At 60.4% G+C, this 16373-nt stretch carries 17 protein-coding genes; 9 read left to right on the top strand and 8 right to left on the bottom strand.

Annotated features, from left to right (window positions below; translation table 11 throughout):
- Positions 1-27: 27 nt before the first annotated feature.
- Positions 28-921: a LysR family transcriptional regulator gene (locus AAHA39_RS11250; RefSeq protein ID WP_320655994.1), complete on the bottom strand. Its 894-nt coding sequence runs from the start codon at positions 919-921 to the stop codon at positions 28-30.
- Between the two features lie 144 nt (positions 922-1065).
- Between AAHA39_RS11250 and AAHA39_RS11245 the strand changes: the two genes are divergently transcribed.
- The 5 genes from AAHA39_RS11245 (at position 1066) to AAHA39_RS11225 (ending at position 4567) form a co-directional block, all read left to right on the top strand.
- Entirely contained in the window at positions 1066-1740 is a 675-nt protein-coding gene (locus AAHA39_RS11245; protein WP_320655993.1) for an SDR family oxidoreductase, read from the top strand.
- Positions 1741-1754: 14 nt separating this feature from the next.
- Positions 1755-2591, top strand: coding sequence for an MFS transporter (locus AAHA39_RS11240; RefSeq protein WP_320655992.1), 837 nt, complete (start codon positions 1755-1757; stop codon positions 2589-2591).
- 110 nt (positions 2592-2701) lie between these two features.
- Positions 2702-3124: a VOC family protein gene (locus tag AAHA39_RS11235; protein ID WP_320655991.1), complete on the top strand. Its 423-nt coding sequence runs from the start codon at positions 2702-2704 to the stop codon at positions 3122-3124.
- Positions 3125-3252: 128 nt separating this feature from the next.
- Positions 3253-4026, top strand: coding sequence for a glycine betaine ABC transporter substrate-binding protein (locus tag AAHA39_RS11230; protein ID WP_236350039.1), 774 nt, complete (start codon positions 3253-3255; stop codon positions 4024-4026).
- Positions 4027-4120: 94 nt separating this feature from the next.
- Positions 4121-4567, top strand: coding sequence for a PACE efflux transporter (locus tag AAHA39_RS11225; protein ID WP_320655990.1), 447 nt, complete (start codon positions 4121-4123; stop codon positions 4565-4567).
- A 113-nt stretch (positions 4568-4680) separates the two neighbouring features.
- On the opposite strand, the gene hupA is transcribed toward AAHA39_RS11225, so the two are convergent.
- Positions 4681-4953: a nucleoid-associated protein HU-alpha gene (gene hupA / locus AAHA39_RS11220; protein WP_005340484.1), complete on the bottom strand. Its 273-nt coding sequence runs from the start codon at positions 4951-4953 to the stop codon at positions 4681-4683.
- Positions 4954-5283: 330 nt separating this feature from the next.
- Here hupA and AAHA39_RS11215 point away from each other — a divergent pair, with 330 nt between their 5' ends.
- Both AAHA39_RS11215 and AAHA39_RS11210 read left to right on the top strand, forming a co-directional pair.
- Positions 5284-5766 carry an Rsd/AlgQ family anti-sigma factor gene (locus tag AAHA39_RS11215; protein ID WP_033112959.1) on the top strand — a complete coding sequence of 161 codons (483 nt, stop codon included), beginning with the start codon at positions 5284-5286 and terminating at the stop codon, positions 5764-5766.
- Between the two features lie 101 nt (positions 5767-5867).
- Positions 5868-6248 (top strand): PilZ domain-containing protein, encoded by a 381-nt coding sequence (locus AAHA39_RS11210; RefSeq protein WP_041209115.1) that lies wholly within the window; start codon positions 5868-5870, stop codon positions 6246-6248.
- An 89-nt stretch (positions 6249-6337) separates the two neighbouring features.
- Here AAHA39_RS11210 and radA read toward each other — a convergent pair whose 3' ends face one another.
- On the bottom strand, positions 6338-7705 hold the full coding sequence (radA, locus tag AAHA39_RS11205) for a DNA repair protein RadA (protein ID WP_041209114.1): 1368 nt from the start codon (positions 7703-7705) through the stop codon (positions 6338-6340).
- A 100-nt stretch (positions 7706-7805) separates the two neighbouring features.
- On the opposite strand from radA, the gene AAHA39_RS11200 reads away from it, so the two are divergent.
- Positions 7806-10187: a PilZ domain-containing protein gene (locus tag AAHA39_RS11200; protein WP_320655989.1), complete on the top strand. Its 2382-nt coding sequence runs from the start codon at positions 7806-7808 to the stop codon at positions 10185-10187.
- Positions 10188-10231: 44 nt separating this feature from the next.
- Here AAHA39_RS11200 and AAHA39_RS11195 read toward each other — a convergent pair whose 3' ends face one another.
- Together AAHA39_RS11195 and serB are read right to left on the bottom strand one after the other, a co-directional pair.
- Positions 10232-11137, bottom strand: a complete 906-nt coding sequence (locus AAHA39_RS11195; protein ID WP_320655988.1) for an alpha/beta fold hydrolase — start codon at positions 11135-11137, stop codon at positions 10232-10234.
- A 28-nt stretch (positions 11138-11165) separates the two neighbouring features.
- The gene (gene serB / locus AAHA39_RS11190; RefSeq protein ID WP_320655987.1) at positions 11166-12176 is read right to left on the bottom strand and encodes a phosphoserine phosphatase SerB; all 1011 of its coding nucleotides are present in this window, start codon (positions 12174-12176) and stop codon (positions 11166-11168) included.
- 120 nt (positions 12177-12296) lie between these two features.
- Here serB and AAHA39_RS11185 point away from each other — a divergent pair, with 120 nt between their 5' ends.
- A complete protein-coding gene (locus tag AAHA39_RS11185; RefSeq protein WP_104016050.1) occupies positions 12297-12917 on the top strand; it encodes an AhpA/YtjB family protein in 621 nt (206 codons plus the stop codon).
- A 67-nt stretch (positions 12918-12984) separates the two neighbouring features.
- Here the strand turns inward: AAHA39_RS11185 and deoD are convergent, their stop codons facing one another.
- The 3 genes from deoD to deoA form a co-directional block, all read right to left on the bottom strand.
- On the bottom strand, positions 12985-13701 hold the full coding sequence (gene deoD, locus AAHA39_RS11180) for a purine-nucleoside phosphorylase (protein WP_005340471.1): 717 nt from the start codon (positions 13699-13701) through the stop codon (positions 12985-12987).
- Positions 13702-13781: 80 nt separating this feature from the next.
- Positions 13782-14990, bottom strand: a complete 1209-nt coding sequence (locus AAHA39_RS11175; RefSeq protein ID WP_043851167.1) for a phosphopentomutase — start codon at positions 14988-14990, stop codon at positions 13782-13784.
- A gap of 14 nt (positions 14991-15004) precedes the next feature.
- Positions 15005-16336 carry a thymidine phosphorylase gene (gene deoA / locus AAHA39_RS11170; RefSeq protein ID WP_019445563.1) on the bottom strand — a complete coding sequence of 444 codons (1332 nt, stop codon included), beginning with the start codon at positions 16334-16336 and terminating at the stop codon, positions 15005-15007.
- Positions 16337-16373 lie beyond the last annotated feature (37 nt).

Here is a 16373-nt window from a genome sequence, read left to right as displayed (position 1 = left end):
AGCGCACTCTCTCGCAAGGGACCCCGGCTAGCGAGGGATCCCGGCACCCAGCTGGTCAGCGATCGCATCCATCAAGGCCCTCACCCGGCGCGGTTGACTGCGACTCGAGGGATAGACCAGCTGCAAGCGGGAAGGGGTGGTCGAAAAGGGGGCCAGCACCTCCAGCAGCGCACCTCTGGCCAGATCCTCCTGCACATCCCACCAGGATTTGAAACAGAGCCCCAGTCCCTGCAAACACCACTGACGTACCAGCAGACCGTTGTTGGTCACCCGTCGTCCGGCCACCTGCACCCGATAGGGGTCACCACCGACCTCGAATCCCCAGCTGCGATCAGGGGTATCGCCAAAGCGCATCAGCAGACAGTCGTGCCGCTGCAACTCGTCCGGATGACGGGGGATACCCCGCCGCCGCAAGTAATCCGGGGAGGCGCACACCATCCTGCGGGACTCGCCCAGCGAAATGGCACGCAGCGAACTGTCGGCAAGGGTTCCGTAACGCAGGGCGAAGTCGATCCCCTGCCCCACCAGATCCACATACCCGTCGGTCAGGTTGAGATCAATGGTAACGCCGGGGTGCATCTCCATGAACTGATCCAGCAAAGGGACCAGCCGGGTACTCCCCAGATCCACCGGTGCACTGAGGCGAATCGGGCCCGCCATCTCCTGACTGCCCAACTGGATGCGACGCTGCAGATCGTCTGCGTCGGCCAGCAAGCGGCGCCCCTCCTCCACCAGCAGACGCCCCTCCTCGGTAAGGCTGATGGAACGAGTCGTACGCGTCAGCAGGGCAACCCCATAGTGACGCTCCAGGGCGGCGAGGCGCTCGGAGACGGTAGCCGGGGAGAGTCCCAGCTCGCGCCCCGCAGCGGAGAGCCCCCCTTTCTCCACGATGGTCAGGAAAAGTGCCAGATTATCCAACATTATTGTTCGCCATTTCCGAAATATGAATTCAGCTTAAGCGAGATTATCAGAAATATCTGTCGAATATATCCTCTCTCCATCTCGTGCCAACCCGTGATGACCCTCATCCGGATCGGCTATCTGCACCTTTTTAGAGAGGAATCGATGATGTCATTTACTGCACAAACGCTCTCCGTGGTGATCGGTGGTCACAGTGGCATTGGTGAGGCGGTCGTCGCTGCCCTGAGCAACCGACCCGGCCGGGTGATCGCAGCCAGTCGCCGCGACGGGGTCGATGTGACCGACCCCGCCACGCTGGAGGCATTCTTCCAACACCATGGCCCGCTGGATCATCTGGTGATCACCGCAGGCTCCCAGGCGCCGGGGGGCCATTTTCTGGCCCTCGACAACGCCGCCGCCAAATCGGCCTTCGACACCAAATTCTGGGGCACCCTTGCCATCATTAAGGCTGCCGCCCCGCACTTGAAGCCCAATGGCAGCATTACGCTGACCTCCGGCTTTCTGGCCCGCAAAACGGTGCCCGGCACGCTGGTCAAAACTGCCATGAATGCGGCGCTGGAGGCCAGTGCAAAAATCCTGGCGCGCGAGCTGGCCCCCCTGCGGGTCAACGTGGTCAGCCCGGGCCTGACCGACACCAGCGCCTATCAGGCGATGTCCCCCGAGTCACGCCAGGCCATGCTGGAGCGGGCCGTCACAACCTTGCCTGCCGGTCGCTACGGTCGCGCGCAGGACATCGCCGCAGGCTACCTGCTGGCCATCGACAATCCCTTTATGACCGGCGCCACCATCGATCTCGATGGCGGAGCCCTCATCAACTGAACCGCAGGGGAACCATGATGAACCACACCAACCGATTACCGAGCCAGATCTGGATCCTGACGCTCTCGGCCTTTGCGATTGGCACCGCCGAATTCGTGATAGCAGGCATCCTGCCACAAGTGGCCGAAAGCCTTGGGGTCAGCGCAGGTGGCGCAGGCAACCTGATTACCGTCTATGCACTGGCCATTGTCATTGGCGGCCCCATCCTGACCCTCTGGCTGGCCCGCTTCGATAAAAAACGGGTGTTGATGGGCCTGATGGGGCTGTTTATCGTCGCCAATCTGCTCTCGGCCTTTAGCGACGACTACCTGATCCTGGCAATCAGCCGGGTGCTGGCCGGTCTCACACAGGGGCCTTTCTACGGCATCGGCGCCGTGGTTGCCACGCGCATGGTGCAAGACAAGATGGCCGGGCGAGCGGTAGGTCAGATGTTTGCCGGCCTCACCCTTGCCAACGTACTCGGCGTTCCCGCTGGCGCCTGGATCGGCAACAGCTTTGACTGGCATACCACCTTTATGGCCGTAGCCGCTCTGGGGGCGGTCGCCCTGCTGGCCATCGCCGTCGCCATCGAACGCCAGCCAAAGGAGCTCCCCACCTCCATCGCCAGTCAACTGGCTGCGTTTCGCAACTGGAACTTGCTCGCCAGCCTGCTCTTCACCGTGCTTGGCTGGACAGGCTTCATGACGCTCTACGGCTACATTGCCCCCTTGGCAGAAGAGGTTGCCGGATTCGATCGCTCCGCAATCACCGGCGTGCTTGTGGTAGTCGGTCTGGGATCATCGGCGGCACTGTGGTCGACAGCCACTTCGGCCCGGCCGCCTTGCCCTTCTTTGCCGCACTGGTTCCGCTGACAGGACTGCTGTTTATCCTGAGCCAGGAGCGTAGCCGCCGTGCAGCCCTGGCTTGCTGACCCTTTTTCGCCATGACCATCGCCCCCAAGAGGGGGATAACAGGAGTCAGGATGACCATACGCGCCATCGACCACTTCACGCTGCGCACCCGCGCGCTGGAGCAAACCGTCGCCTTCTATCGCGAGGTAGTGGGCTTGCAGGAGGGGGTTCGCCCTCCCTTCCCCTTCGCTGGCCGCTGGCTCTATGCCGATGGCCGCCCACTGCTGCATCTGGTGGCCAGCGGCACCGACGAGGGATTGGCAAGCTATCTCGGCGTGCGGGGCGAGGATCACGGCAGCGGCTGCATCGACCATATCTCCCTGTGCGCCGAAGGTGCTGACGAGGTACAGGCCCGCCTGTTGCGCCTTGATATCCCCTTTGTCAGCCGCCCGATCCCGGAGCGGGGTGAGCTGCAGCTGTTTTTGCAGGACAACAACGGCGTCATGGTTGAGCTGCTATTTCTGGATGACACATCCCAAGAGGACAAGATATGACCAGCAGACGCAATTTCATCAAAGGAGGCGCCGCCATCGTCACGCTGGCGGCCACGAGCACATCACTCACCGCGCGGGCAGTGACGCACTCGAACACCACTCAGCCATCGCACAAAGGAGACGGCCCCATGATCCGGCTTGGTATTACCGATCTATCGTTTCACCGCATGACCGGGGCGTTGGTCGCCACCACACTCGAACTGCGCGGTTATCGGGTCACTCGCAGCTACGCACCCCATGAGGCGAACTTTGCCCGGCTGGCCAGCGGAGAGATCGACATGCTGGCATCGGCATGGTTGCCCTCCAGCCACGGCATCTACAAGGAGCAGGTCGAGCAACAGGTCGATACCCGCGAGTTCGGGCTCCACTATCAACCCTATGCCCTCTGGGGAGTGCCGGACTATGTGCCCGCAGATCAGGTCGCCGAGGTGGCGGATCTGCTGCACCCCGAAGTGCGAAAGCGCATGACACCGGTGATCCAGGGGATTGGCCCGGGGGCGGGCATCAGCCGCTTCTCCCGCCAGATCATGGCGGAATATGGCCTGGAAACCGCCGGTTACCGTTTTTTGAACGGGTCGCAAGAGGAGTGCCTCGCGGCATATGAGCGGGCCGTCGCAGAAGAGCGTTGGGCGGTCGTCCCCCTGTGGCGCCCCCAGTTCCTGCACGCGACCTACCGGATCCGTGAACTGAAAGAGCCAAAAGGGCTGCTCGGCGGGGTAGATCGGGCGGTGCTGCTGGCACGCAGCGATCGGCTTCATCTGCTGGCCAGCGAAGATATCAGCCATCTCGATGGGCTGAGATTTGACAATGCCACCATTGAGCAGCTCGACCACCGTGTCAGTCGGCTGGGGGAACCACTCGATCAGGTCGCCAGAAGCTGGCTGGAAGGGCAAACTGCCTGAAGTACCGCAGTCATGGCAAGGGGAAGCGATCTCATCGCTTCTCTTTTAACCAACCCCTGATTAGAATGCGCCTCCCACAGGAGGCACATCACCCATGAGTAGTACCCATCTGCGCACCACTTCGGATCGGATCCGCTATCTGGTTCTCTATGAAGGCATTGGTCTGGCCATGGTTGCCCCGCTTATTAGCCAGCTGTTTGGCCAGGGTGTCGCCGAGGTCGGTTCACTGGCGATCTTCTTCTCCATCGTGGCCACTGCATGGACCTATGGCTGGAACCTGCTGTTTGACAAGGCGCTACTGACTCTGTGCGGGCGCACCAACAAGCGCCCTCTTGATCGCTTCCTGCATGCGTTTGGCTACGAAGCGAGCTTTATGATGCTCTCCCTCCCCTGCGTCATGTTCTGGCTCGATCTGGGGTTGTGGGAAGCGCTACTGCTGGATCTCGGCTTCGTTGCCTTCTACCTCGTCTACATCATTCTCTTTACCTGGGCCTATGAGCGGATCTGGCCATTGCCAGCGACCGCGCAGCAAACGGTCTGACGCGCAGAGTGCGCTTGCGCAAACCAAGGTAGGGAAGGGTAAAACCGAAAGCCCCAATAAAAACAATGCCAGTCAGCAAGCTGACTGGCATTGGACAAAACAGACTTTAAGACTTACTTGACGGCGTCTTTCAGAGCCTTGCCAGCCACGAATGAAGGCACGTTGGCTGCAGCAATCTGGATCTCTTTACCAGTTTGCGGGTTACGGCCGGTGCGGCCTGCGCGGTGGGTGACCTTGAAGGTGCCAAAACCGACCAGCTGCACAGCATCACCTTCTTTCAAGCTCTGGGTAATACCATTGATGATCTCTTCCAGAGCCACTTTGGCCTGAGCTTTGCTCAGATCTGCTTTGGCGGCAATCGCATCGACAAGTTGAGCTTTGTTCATAACATTTCCTTTATGATCGGGCATTTAGCGCTGGGTCACTCTATGCAAAAAAAAACGCTCAAGCAAAGGCTTTATCGAGCAGGGGGCGTCAAACGCTGGGGTTTTCATCAAGATCTGCGGAAAAAGTCACATTCCAGCCCTGAAAAACCCTGAACCAACCGGCCTCTCACCCTTCAACAAGCTCGATTTGACACCCACCTCAATACCACTTAACAATATCCCGGCAAGCCTATTGACGCTTGGTCAGATTTTCCCTAGTTATAGGGTGTGTCACTGTTCAAACGGCTAGGAAGCCCCATCAATCGCCCGGCCTTGCCCCATGGAGGGATTATGTTGACGAAACTGGAACAGACCAAACAGGCGCTGGCAGGAAAACACAAGGCTATCGACGACTGGCTGGATGCACGGCAAGCCCTGCTGGTCGAATACATGCGGCTGGCTGGCCTTACCCCGGCCCGAACCAAACAGCGATGCCTGCCCAAACCCGAAGAGCTGCAGCACTTCTGTGACAGACTGGTCGACTACGTCAGCGCAGGCCACTTCGAAATCTACAATCACGTGGTCACCGCCTTCGAACAAGCCAGCGGTGAAACGCTGGAGCTCGCCAAGCGCATCTATCCCCATATCCGCACCAGTACCGAACTGGCTCTCGAGTTCAACGACAAATACAGTGAGGCCGATGAAGCCCAACTGCTGCTGCTCGATGATGACCTCAATGAACTGGGTCCTGTGCTGGAGGAGCGCTTCAAACAGGAAGATCGTCTGGTCAAGGCACTCCATGTGGTGGAATCCCTTAGTGCACAACAGGCTTGAACGCCATTTTCGGAGCAAGTTCAAGATACGGGCAGTCAAGGTGGATTACACTCAAAGCAATGACCATCGGGTCCACACTGATTGCATACAAGGAGATGAGCATGTCTGAGCGCCGCCGTTTTGCACGGATCCTCTACTTGACCATGGCTGAACTCACGCAGGGGGAACGCAAGTGGCGCACTCAGCTTGTCGATATTTCCCTGCAGGGTGCGCTGCTAATCCGGCCTGACGACTGGGTGAGCAATGAGAACAAAGAGTACCAGCTGAGCTTTGTCCTGAGCGGCAGTGACATCGAGATCAAGATGCAGGTAGAGCTGAACCATGAGGCCAGCAAGAAGCTGGGCTTCTACTGCCATCACATCGACATCGACAGCGCCACTCACCTGAGGCGGATGATCGAACTCAATGTGGGCGATGAGGAGCTGCTGCACCGGGAGCTGGAACAGCTGCTGAGCGAGCATCTGGAACACAGCCAGCCATGACGTTCCACATTTACCGTAAATAAGAAGAGCGCCAAGGCGCTCTTCTTATTTTCGTTCAGCCCAAGACATAGTCTTTTGGCTGCACCGACTTACAGCGCCTCAAGCGCATCAGACAACTTTTTGACAGGCACCACTTCCATCCCTTCGATAGGGTGCTTGGGGGCGTTGGCGTGCGGCACGATGGCGCGACGGAAACCGTGTTTCGCAGCCTCTTGCAGTCGCTCCTGACCGGACGGCACTGGGCGAATTTCGCCGGAGAGCCCCACTTCACCAAACACCACCAGATCCTTCGGCAACGACTGGTCGCGGAAGCTGGAAACCATGGCCAGCAGCAGGGCCAGGTCAGCACTGGTCTCTTCCACCTTGACCCCGCCAACCACGTTGATGAAGACATCCTGATCCGCCATCTGCAAGCCGCCGTGACGATGCAACACCGCCAGCAGCATGGCGAGACGGTTGTGATCCATCCCCACCGCCACCCGGCGCGGATTGGAGAGCTGGGAGTAATCCACCAGCGCCTGCAGCTCCACCAGCAGCGGTCGGGTGCCCTCCCAAATCACCATCACGATGGAGCCGGGAGCCTGCTCCTCTCCCCTGCTAAGGAAAATGGCAGAGGGATTGCTGACCTCCCGCATTCCCTGCCCGGTCATGGCAAAGACGCCAAGCTCGTTGACCGCCCCAAAACGGTTCTTGTGGGAGCGCAAGGTACGAAAACGGGAGTCATGGCCACCATCGAGCAGCACGGAGCAGTCGATACAGTGTTCCAGCACCTTGGGGCCGGCCAACGTACCATCCTTGGTCACATGGCCCACCATGAAGATGGCCACGTGGTTCTGCTTGGCGTAGCGAGTGAGCAGCGCTGCCGCCTCCCGCACCTGCGAGACGGAACCGGGCGCCGACTGCACATCCGCCACATGCATCACCTGGATGGAGTCGATCACCATGATCTGCGGCTGCTCCTGCTGGGCAATCAGGCAGATCTGCTCGACGCTGGTCTCCGACAGCATCCGCAACTTGTCGGTAGGCAAGCCGAGGCGATTGGCGCGCATCGCCACCTGCTGGAGGGACTCCTCACCTGTGACATAGAGGGTTTTCATCCGCTCCGCCAGACCGCACATGGTCTGCAGCAGCAGGGTCGACTTGCCTGCCCCCGGGTTGCCGCCGATAAGGATGGCAGAGCCCGGCACCACGCCGCCACCAAGTACCCGATCCAGCTCCTTGAAGCCGGAGGAGAAACGGGGGATCTCGGTGGTAGCTATCTCTGCCAGTGTCTGCACCTGACTGCCAATTGCACCGGCATAACCGGTATAGCGGGCACTCTTGCCGGCAGGAGTCACCGACCCGAGGCGCACCTCGGTAATGGTGTTCCACTCCTTGCACTCACTGCATTGGCCCTGCCAGCGTGTGAAGTCGGCACCACATTCGGAACAAACATAAGCAGTTTTATTTTTGGCCATTGATAACTCGGGGACAGGATGAATTCCTGCTTGATATACTTGTTTGCGACCGACAGATCAAACCCAAAATCGGAAAAGTGACTTTCCGTGGCAGGAACACATGGATTCAGAACACCAACAATATCTGATTGAACAACTTGTCCCCTTGTTGCGGGAGAAAGATTTCGAGGAGATCTTCAACCGCATGACCCAGGAAGAGAACAGCAACAGCCGTTTTATGCTCAAAATGGAGCTAAAACGCAAATGCTCTCCGTGCCGCAGGGTCATCGACATGCGCGATGAGCTGGCAGATGAGTGTCTGATCCATGAGTTCGACGGCATTACCCACTTCATGCCGGCCGAGGCAATCAACCTGTTCCAGTCCCAGTGCTATCTCTACCGTGACGCCTATACCATAGGGGTCAACGAGGCACTGCAACAGTGGCAAAAACAGCAGCACCACGCTCGCGTCGATGGCCACCTCACCCCGCCGGCCAGCCCTTTCAGGCAATACGATGTCAATACCATCGCCTTCGCAAGCTACTACGGCCGCCGTCAGGAGCGGATGCACTTCAGCTCTCCGGTACTGCTCAAGCTACCGGATGGTGAAAAGCTGTTTGCCAAGAGTTCAGATCTCTCCCTCGGCGGGATGCGCATCTCGGTACCCTATCTGCCCAGTTACCATACCGGCGCTCAGGTCGAGGTCTTCTTCACCGGGCTGGAACGCGACAACCCCAACCCGGTACTGCACCAACCGGTCAATTACCAGATCCTCGGGGAAGAGAGCAAAGAGGGGAAATTCTGGCTGCGACTGGTGCGCACGGGCGAGCAACCCGCCTTTGACGCTTTTTTGAAAGAGTTCATCGAAGTCAACAAGGTGCGCTACCGGGTCAGCGTCGACTACCTGCTCTCGGCCGCCATTATCAAGGGATACGAGCAGTTCTACCTGCCGCGCATGACCGGCATGCCGCTCTTCTTCGGGACCGGCGACAGCCCCTGCCTCGAGATAGCGCTGCGCACCGAGAACAACCAGCATCTGCTGGAGTACTGGCGTGACGAGAAAAACCGCGATGCGCTGGCGGGGCTCTTCTCCGCCGAGCGGATGAAGCGACTCTGCCCCGCCCCCGGTGCCACCAGCGAAACCCTCATTTACTGCTTCACCCACACGGTGCGCAGCCACATCTACTTCTTCTCGGCAACTGCCGAAGAGCTGCGCCAGAGCGGCCTGACCGCCCTCTTCTTCCAAGTGGGCTCACGCCGCCCCAGCTGGCGCGTCTACAAGTTCACGCTGGAGGCGTGCGAACTGCTCGAAGCGGATGTCGGCCAGCTGCAGGGGCTCGAAAACCCGCAGTTGCAGGACATACTGCTGCTCGAGCGACTCAAGCAGATTGGCTATTGCGGCCTGCTGCAGGAGATCAGTCAGGAGTCCCAGCGCGAAGAGTTCTATCAGGAGGGGGAGGCTGGCAGCAACGCCAACGAGTTGCAGCGTTTTGGCCACGAGCAGGGGGTTGCCCCCTTCGAGATCGAGACCCTGCACTATGTCCAGCTGCGCAAGGAGCTGCGCTACATCCACAAGACGGCAGTCGCCATCCACCACAACGGCAAGTCCTGGCTGGGCTGGACCCGCGACATCTCGGCCCATGGCCTGCAGATCGAGCTGGAAGAGGCGTTTGTCGGCGAGAAAAACGATGTGGTGACCATTGCCCTGCCCCGCCTGCAGGAGCTCTCCAAGAGCATGGATTTGCAGCATCTATCCTATCGGCTGGTCAGTCTCAACATGACCCGCACCGTGCTGCATCTCTGCATCGAGGGGGATTCCGATCGCCATACCGGTCGCCAGTTCTTCAGCCTGCTGATCGAGAGCAACCAGAACAAGCTCAAGGCTGCACAGGAGCAGCGTCGCTACCGCGGGCTGGCCCGCGCCCTGCGCAACATCTACACCCACCACCTGTTCAACTCGCCGGTCTACATCAACAAGCTGAAGGGGGCGCCCAAACCCGCCTCCATCGGCAAGTCGCTCAAGCCGCGCAGCCTGCAACGCCTGCTCACCGCCTGCGCCGAGCTGCCGGAGCAGGAGAACCTCTATCCACTGTTTCAGGGAGAGCTGCTCAAGGAGCTGCTGATGACGCCGCTGCGCAGCATAGAGCGGGAAGACAAGCCGAAGGAGGATGAGGTCTACATTGCCAGCATCCAGACCAGAGCCGGCCTGCCCATCTTCCGCAGCCGTCTCGCCAGCGAGTTCACCGGCGTGAAGGAGAAACGCCAGTTTATCGAGCTGGCGCTACAGGAAGGGGAGTTCTACTCGGTGCTGGTAGGCGTCTCCCGCACCGGGCGCCCCGACACCAACTTCATTGCCAACGAGCTGGACTACATCGCCAAATTTGCCATTCACAAGGCGAAAAAGCTGGAGGAGGAGCTCTGGAGCGTCGTCGGGGTCGGCGAGCTGACCGACACCACCCAGGCGACCCTGTTCCGCCTCGGCATCACGCCGCCACTCAACTGATCCCGGCCACAAGAAACAGGGCGCATCATACGCCCTGTTTTTTATCACGCGGCCTGCGGATCCAGCAGCCAGTCGAGGATCCGGGGGAAGTGATCCTCCTGCGCCTGCGGGGCGGTCAGCATATTGATATGGTCGTAATCGAGCCGGTTGCCGTTGTCCCGGCCAAGCCGGGTATGGCGGGTCTTTGAGCCCATCTCGTCGCTGAAACGGCGCACGTCGGTGGGGTGGCCCAGCACCTTGTCCGCCTTGGCCGAGATCATCCAGAGCGGCGGCCAGTTGACCCGGGCTGCCGCCTCGTCATAGGCAAAACCGTCGTGAGGGTCCTGCCAGGGGCCGCACTTGACCCAGGGGATGGTCTCCTGCAGGTAGCGCAGCGGCTCGTCATCGGCACCAATCTTGAGATCCCGGGCAGCCAGAAAACCGCGGCGACGCGCCAGCCAGGGGGCCAGCCGGTTCCAGATCAGATCCACCTTCAACCAGCGCTCGGGATTTTGCACCGACACCCCGCGCTTGGTGCCGAAGAAGAGCAGGCTGGCCACCTGCTCTGCCAGTTCGGGAAAGCGCACCAGCGTGGAGGCCATGATGACGCCGCCCCAGGAGTGAGCCACCCAGTGCACCTTGAAGCCGTGGTGACGCGCGGCAATCCAGCGGTGCAGGGCGGGCAGATCCTCGGTGATGAGTTCATGCTGACCGTGCTCCGCCTGCTCGGCGATGGCGGGGATACTGAGCCCGCGCCCGCGCAGATCGGCGACATAGACCTGAAAACCGTGGCGAGCCAGAAAGCAGGCCAACCCCTTGCCCGACTCGGTATAGAAGATGCGGCCGTTCTCGATGGCGCCGTGCACCATCAGGATGGGTTCACCATGAACGGCCGCCCCCGGTTTGATATGACGGACGTGCAGTTGATGCTCGCCACAGGGGACAAAGAGTGATTGCTGCAACAATTCCATTTCGATTGGTTTCCTCCATGAAACAATATCAGGGGCGATCCCAGCGCCTTTCGCTACAGCTGCGTGCCGAGAGCAGGCAGAGCACACCCTCCAGATCATGATGATTGAGGGTCGCTGCAGCCTGAGCCCGCACCAGCGGTTTGGCATGGATGGCGATGCCAAGACCTGCTACCCCCATCATTTTGAGATCGTTGGCGCCATCGCCGATGGCCACGGTCTGGGCGGGAGCAATGGCATACTCGGCCGCCAGCTGCTGCAACACCTCGGCTTTGACGCCGGCATCGACGATGCTCCCGCTCACCTTGCCGGTCAGCTGGCCCCCCTCCACCGCCAGTTCGTTGGCGAAGATGGCATCCAGCCCCAGCTCGCGCTGCAACTGGCCAGCAAAACGGGTAAAACCGCCGGAGGCGATGGCCACCTTCCAACCCGCCCCTTTGAGGGTATCGACCATCAGCTGCAAGCCCGGCATCCAGGGCATCCATGCCGCCACCTCGTCGAGAATAGTGACCGGCGCCCCTGCCAACAGGGCAACCCGGTTACGTAGACTGTCGGAAAACTCCAGCTTGCCCTGCATGGCAGCCGCGGTCACCGCCGCAACCTGATCGCCCACCCCCGCCAGCCGCGCTATCTCGTCGATGCACTCGATGCAGATCGCGGTGGAGTCCATATCCATCACCAGCAGGCCGGGCTCACTCAGAGTAGGCAGTGCCGGCAAATGACAGAGATCGACCTCCCACTCCCTCTCCTTGAGCGCGGCCACCAGCTCGGGCGAGAAGCGGTCGGTACCGAGCAGCAGCAACGGGCAACCCGCTACCTCGGTCACCGGATAGAGGGTCGCCGCCACCCCGTGCTCAGCCAACAGGGGGGCCAGCTCTTCCAGAGAGGCCGGCCCCAGCGCCTTGCCAAACAGCACCAGCCAGCCAGCCGCAAGGGGCGTCCCGGTCGGTTGCAGGGCATCCGGGGTCAGCTGCCACCAGGGGGAAGATGACAGCTGGGCGGGCCATTCGGATAAGGAGGTGGAGAGCCGGGACAACAACATAAGCGATACGCCTTCCATGGTGATCAAGGGGTTAACAATAGTGGCCCAGAGTAGCGTATTGCTTTTTGCGCAGGCAAGCGCCAAGATCCCGCAACTCCCGGTCAGCATGAGGTCTCGCGCTTGCAGCGTCATCTTCCCATCAAACGTGTGCTCAGTCTGGTAGCCGGCCTGCTGCTCGGCTGCTGGGTACTGGTTGTGCTCCTCCATATGCAGGGAGAGAGTCAGGCCGCCCTGCACAGCGAAGCGCGCAACCGTGCCCAGGCGCTGGTCGCCTATGCCGCCCGCGACATGAAGCGCTGGATCAAGGAGGACAACAGCAGCGAGCTGGAGCGACTAGCCCGGGATCTGGCGACCGAGCCGGAGATCCTCGATGTCACCCTCTATGATGGACGCGGCATCCCGCTCGCCCAGTCGGAACAGGCCGTACCGCTGGAGAGCCTGCTCCCCATCGGCAGCGACAACAAGTCGATGCCGGAGCAGGGCAAGGGACGCATCCAGTTCGTGCAGGAGATCCAGGACGGAGCCCAGACCCTCGGCTATCTGCGCATCACGCTGGAAGAGCAGCAGATGCTGGCGGACAAGGATACCCGGCTCAAGGTGACACAGGAGAAACAGCGACTGATGCTGCTGGTCGCCCTGCTGGCCGGCGTACTCATCTCCTACGGCATTCGCCGCAACTACATGCGGGTGCGCAAGCACAAGAAAAAGAGTACGCCCCCCTCCCCGCCACCGGAAAACTGATGGCCCGGACAGAGAGCAGATAAAAAAACGGCGGCCCGCAGGCCGCCGTTTTTTATTCGCAAGGGGATTACTTGTCGCCCAGCAGGACGGAATCCAGTGCGATTTCGATCATGTCGTTGAAGGTCAGCTGACGCTCTTCAGAGGTGGTCTGCTCACCGGTACGGATATGGTCGGAGACGGTGCAGATGGTCAGTGCCTTGGCACCGTACTCTGCGGCCACGCCGTAGATACCGGCGGCTTCCATCTCGACACCCAGGATGCCGTATTTTTCCATGACGTCGAACATGGAGGGGTCCGGGGTGTAGAACAGGTCGGCGGAGAAGATGTTGCCCACGCGCACGGCAACGCCCTTGTTCTTGGCAGCCTGCACAGCATTGGCAACCAGGTCGAAGTCAGCGATGGCAGCGAAGTCGTGATCCTTGAAACGCAGACGGTTTACTTTGGAGTCGGTGCAGGCACCCATACCGATTACCACGTCACGCAGTTTCACATCTTCACGCACGGCGCCGCAGGAGCCGACGCGGATCAGGGTCTTCACACCGTAATCGGTGATCAGCTCTTTGGCGTAGATGGAGCAGGAGGGGATACCCATGCCGTGGCCCATTACGGAGATACGACGGCCCTTGTAGGTACCGGTAAAGCCGAACATGTTGCGCACGTCGCAGATCTGCTCGACGTTCTCCAGGAAAGTCTCGGCGATGTACTTGGCGCGCAGGGGGTCGCCCGGCATCAGCACGGTATCAGCAAAGGCGCCATCTTTCGCATTGATATGAGGAGTTGCCATTCTCTTGATTCCTTCACACTTGGGTTGAGTTTTATTGTCTTTATTAAAATTGCCCGCCACCGGAGTAGCGGGCGGGTAAATTACAGGAAGCTGGTACCGTATGCCAGTTTGGGCAGACCGTGGTACGCCGCAATGCTCTGGCCGATGTCGGCGAAGGTCTCGCGACGGCCGACGGAGCCGGCCTTGACCGGCTTGCCGTAGAACAGTACCGGGATGTACTCGCGGGTATGGTCGGTGCCGCTCCAGGTCGGGTCACAACCGTGGTCTGCGGTCAGCACCACCACATCGCCATCCTGCAGCAGGTCGAACAATTCCGGCAGGCGGGAGTCGAAATACTCCAGCGCATCGGCGTAGCCCTTCACGTCGCGACGGTGACCGTAGGAGGAGTCGAAGTCGACAAAGTTGGTGAAGACGATGGTATTGTCACCGGCCGCTTTCACCTCTTCCAGGGTGCGATCCCACAGCTCGGTCAGACCGGTCCCCTTCACCTTCTTGGTGATGCCCTGCTCGGCATAGATGTCGGCGATCTTGCCGATGGAAACCACCTGACCACCAGCGTCCTTCATGTAGTCCAGCACGGTCGGTGCCGGCGGCAGCACGGAGTAGTCGTGACGGTTGCCGGTACGCTTGAAGTTGCCTTTGCCGCTGCCCACGAACGGACGCGCGATAACGCGGCCGATGTTGTATGGCTCCAGCAGCTCGCGCACGATGTGGCACAGCTCATAGAGCTTCTCGAGGCCGTAGGTCTCTTCGTGACAGGCGATCTGGAACACCGAGTCGGCAGAGGTGTAGAGGATCGGCTTGCCGGTGCGCATATGCTCTTCGCCCAGATCATCCAGCACCTGGGTACCGGAAGCGTGGCAGTTGCCGAGGTAACCTGGCAGACCGGCCTTCTCGACGATGGCATCCAGCAGCTCCTGCGGGAAGCTGTTGGTGTGATCCTTGAAGTAGCCCCACTCGAACAGCACGGGCACACCGGCGATTTCCCAGTGACCGGACGGAGTGTCCTTGCCCGAGGAGAGCTCCTGAGCGTAGCCGTAGGCACCGACTACCTCGATATCTTTCTTAAGACCTGCCGGGAAGGTGCCGGAAGCCTGTTCGCAAGCGTGGCCGAGGCCCAGCTTGCTCAGGTTCGGCAGATTGAGGGCACCGCGGCCCTGCGCTTCACCAGCCGCACACGCCTTGGCGATATGGCCAAGGGTATTGGCGCCCGTGTCTCCGAACTTGTCAGCGTCGGCGGCAGCGCCGATACCGAAAGAGTCCATCATCAGGATAAAGGTACGTTTCATGGGACTTCCCCTTGTTACAAATCAGCCAGGGTGATACGGCGGTACACTTCAGGCAGTGCCTCGGGCCGCTCGCCACCAATCCGGACAGCCGCCTGCACCATGCTGGCAGCCTGAGCATATTGCTCTTCAGTCTGAGCGTGGATCATCGCGATCGGCTTGTCAGCATCGACGCTCTGACCCAGGCGGATAAAGTCGGTCAGACCAACCGCATAATCAAGTTTGTCACCGGCAGCGCGGCGACCACCGCCCATGGCGACCACGGCCAGACCCAGTTCGCGGGTATCCATGGCGGTCACGAAGCCGCTGTTGGCTGCATAGACCGGGCGCACAATGGCAGCTTTGGGCAGGTAAGCGTCGTAACGCTCCATGAAATCGGCCGGGCCACCCAGGCCAGTCACCATGCGACCGAAGATCTCGGCCGCCTTGCCGTTATCCAGCACCGCCTGCAGCTTGGTGCGGGCATCGCGCTCGTCGCTGGCAAGGCCCGCGGAGATCAACATCTCGGCGCACAGTGCCATGGTCACTTCGTGGATGCGCGGGTTGCGATATTCACCGGTCAGGTAACGCACCGCTTCACGCACTTCCACCGCGTTGCCGGCGCTGGAGGCCAGTACCTGGTTCATGTCAGTCAAGAGCGCTGAAGTGCGGCAGCCGGCGCCGTTGGCCACGGCAACGATGCTCTTGGCCAGCTCTTCGGAGGCTTCAAAGGTCGGCATAAAGGCGCCGGAGCCCACTTTCACATCCATCACCAGCGCTTCGAGCCCGGAGGCGAGCTTCTTGGAGAGAATGGAGCCGGTGATCATGGCGACAGATTCGACGGTGGCAGTGATGTCACGTACTGCATAGATACGCTTGTCGGCCGGGGCGAGATCGCCAGTCTGGCCGATGATGGCGACACCCGCCTCTTTCACCACTTTCAGGAAACGATCGTTGTCGACCGAGGTCTGGTAGCCGGGGATGGCATCCAGTTTGTCGAGGGTACCGCCTGTGTGGCCCAGGCCACGGCCGGAGATCATCGGCACGAAACCGCCGCAGGCGGCGACCATCGGGCCAAGCATCAGGGAGACAACGTCACCCACACCGCCGGTGGAGTGCTTGTCGACAATCGGGCCACCCAGATTGAGGTGATCCCAGGTCAATACCATGCCGGAGTCGCGCATGGCGCAGGTCAGGGCAACCCGCTCATCCATGGTCATATCTTTGAAGTAGACCGCCATCGCCAGCGCCGCAATCTGGCCCTCGCCGATGGTGTTGTTGGTAATGCCCTGAACGAAGAATTGAATCTCTTGGGTACTGAGCGCTTCACCGTTGCGCTTCTTGCGAATAATTTCTTGAGGCAAAAACATCTTTCATTCCCTCCGCCATTGCTGGCGTTACACAAGC

Source organism: Aeromonas sp. SE22, from assembly GCF_038739755.1.
GTDB lineage: Bacteria > Pseudomonadota > Gammaproteobacteria > Enterobacterales > Aeromonadaceae > Aeromonas > Aeromonas jandaei.
This window is presented reverse-complemented; position numbering and strand designations above follow the sequence as displayed.

Excerpts from the sequence above, each read along its gene's own strand:
- AAHA39_RS11250 (WP_320655994.1), bottom strand. The coding sequence starts at position 921 with ATGTTGGATAATCTGGCACTTTTCCTGACCATCGTGGAGAAAGGGGGG.
- AAHA39_RS11245 (WP_320655993.1), top strand. The coding sequence starts at position 1,066 with ATGATGTCATTTACTGCACAAACGCTCTCCGTGGTGATCGGTGGTCAC.
- AAHA39_RS11240 (WP_320655992.1), top strand. The coding sequence starts at position 1,755 with ATGATGAACCACACCAACCGATTACCGAGCCAGATCTGGATCCTGACG.
- AAHA39_RS11235 (WP_320655991.1), top strand. The coding sequence starts at position 2,702 with ATGACCATACGCGCCATCGACCACTTCACGCTGCGCACCCGCGCGCTG.
- AAHA39_RS11230 (WP_236350039.1), top strand. The coding sequence starts at position 3,253 with ATGATCCGGCTTGGTATTACCGATCTATCGTTTCACCGCATGACCGGG.
- AAHA39_RS11225 (WP_320655990.1), top strand. The coding sequence starts at position 4,121 with ATGAGTAGTACCCATCTGCGCACCACTTCGGATCGGATCCGCTATCTG.
- hupA (WP_005340484.1), bottom strand. The coding sequence starts at position 4,953 with ATGAACAAAGCTCAACTTGTCGATGCGATTGCCGCCAAAGCAGATCTG.
- AAHA39_RS11215 (WP_033112959.1), top strand. The coding sequence starts at position 5,284 with ATGTTGACGAAACTGGAACAGACCAAACAGGCGCTGGCAGGAAAACAC.
- AAHA39_RS11210 (WP_041209115.1), top strand. The coding sequence starts at position 5,868 with ATGTCTGAGCGCCGCCGTTTTGCACGGATCCTCTACTTGACCATGGCT.
- radA (WP_041209114.1), bottom strand. The coding sequence starts at position 7,705 with ATGGCCAAAAATAAAACTGCTTATGTTTGTTCCGAATGTGGTGCCGAC.
- AAHA39_RS11200 (WP_320655989.1), top strand. The coding sequence starts at position 7,806 with ATGGATTCAGAACACCAACAATATCTGATTGAACAACTTGTCCCCTTG.
- AAHA39_RS11195 (WP_320655988.1), bottom strand. The coding sequence starts at position 11,137 with ATGGAATTGTTGCAGCAATCACTCTTTGTCCCCTGTGGCGAGCATCAA.
- serB (WP_320655987.1), bottom strand. The coding sequence starts at position 12,176 with ATGTTGTTGTCCCGGCTCTCCACCTCCTTATCCGAATGGCCCGCCCAG.
- deoD (WP_005340471.1), bottom strand. The coding sequence starts at position 13,701 with ATGGCAACTCCTCATATCAATGCGAAAGATGGCGCCTTTGCTGATACC.
- AAHA39_RS11175 (WP_043851167.1), bottom strand. The coding sequence starts at position 14,990 with ATGAAACGTACCTTTATCCTGATGATGGACTCTTTCGGTATCGGCGCT.
- deoA (WP_019445563.1), bottom strand. The coding sequence starts at position 16,336 with ATGTTTTTGCCTCAAGAAATTATTCGCAAGAAGCGCAACGGTGAAGCG.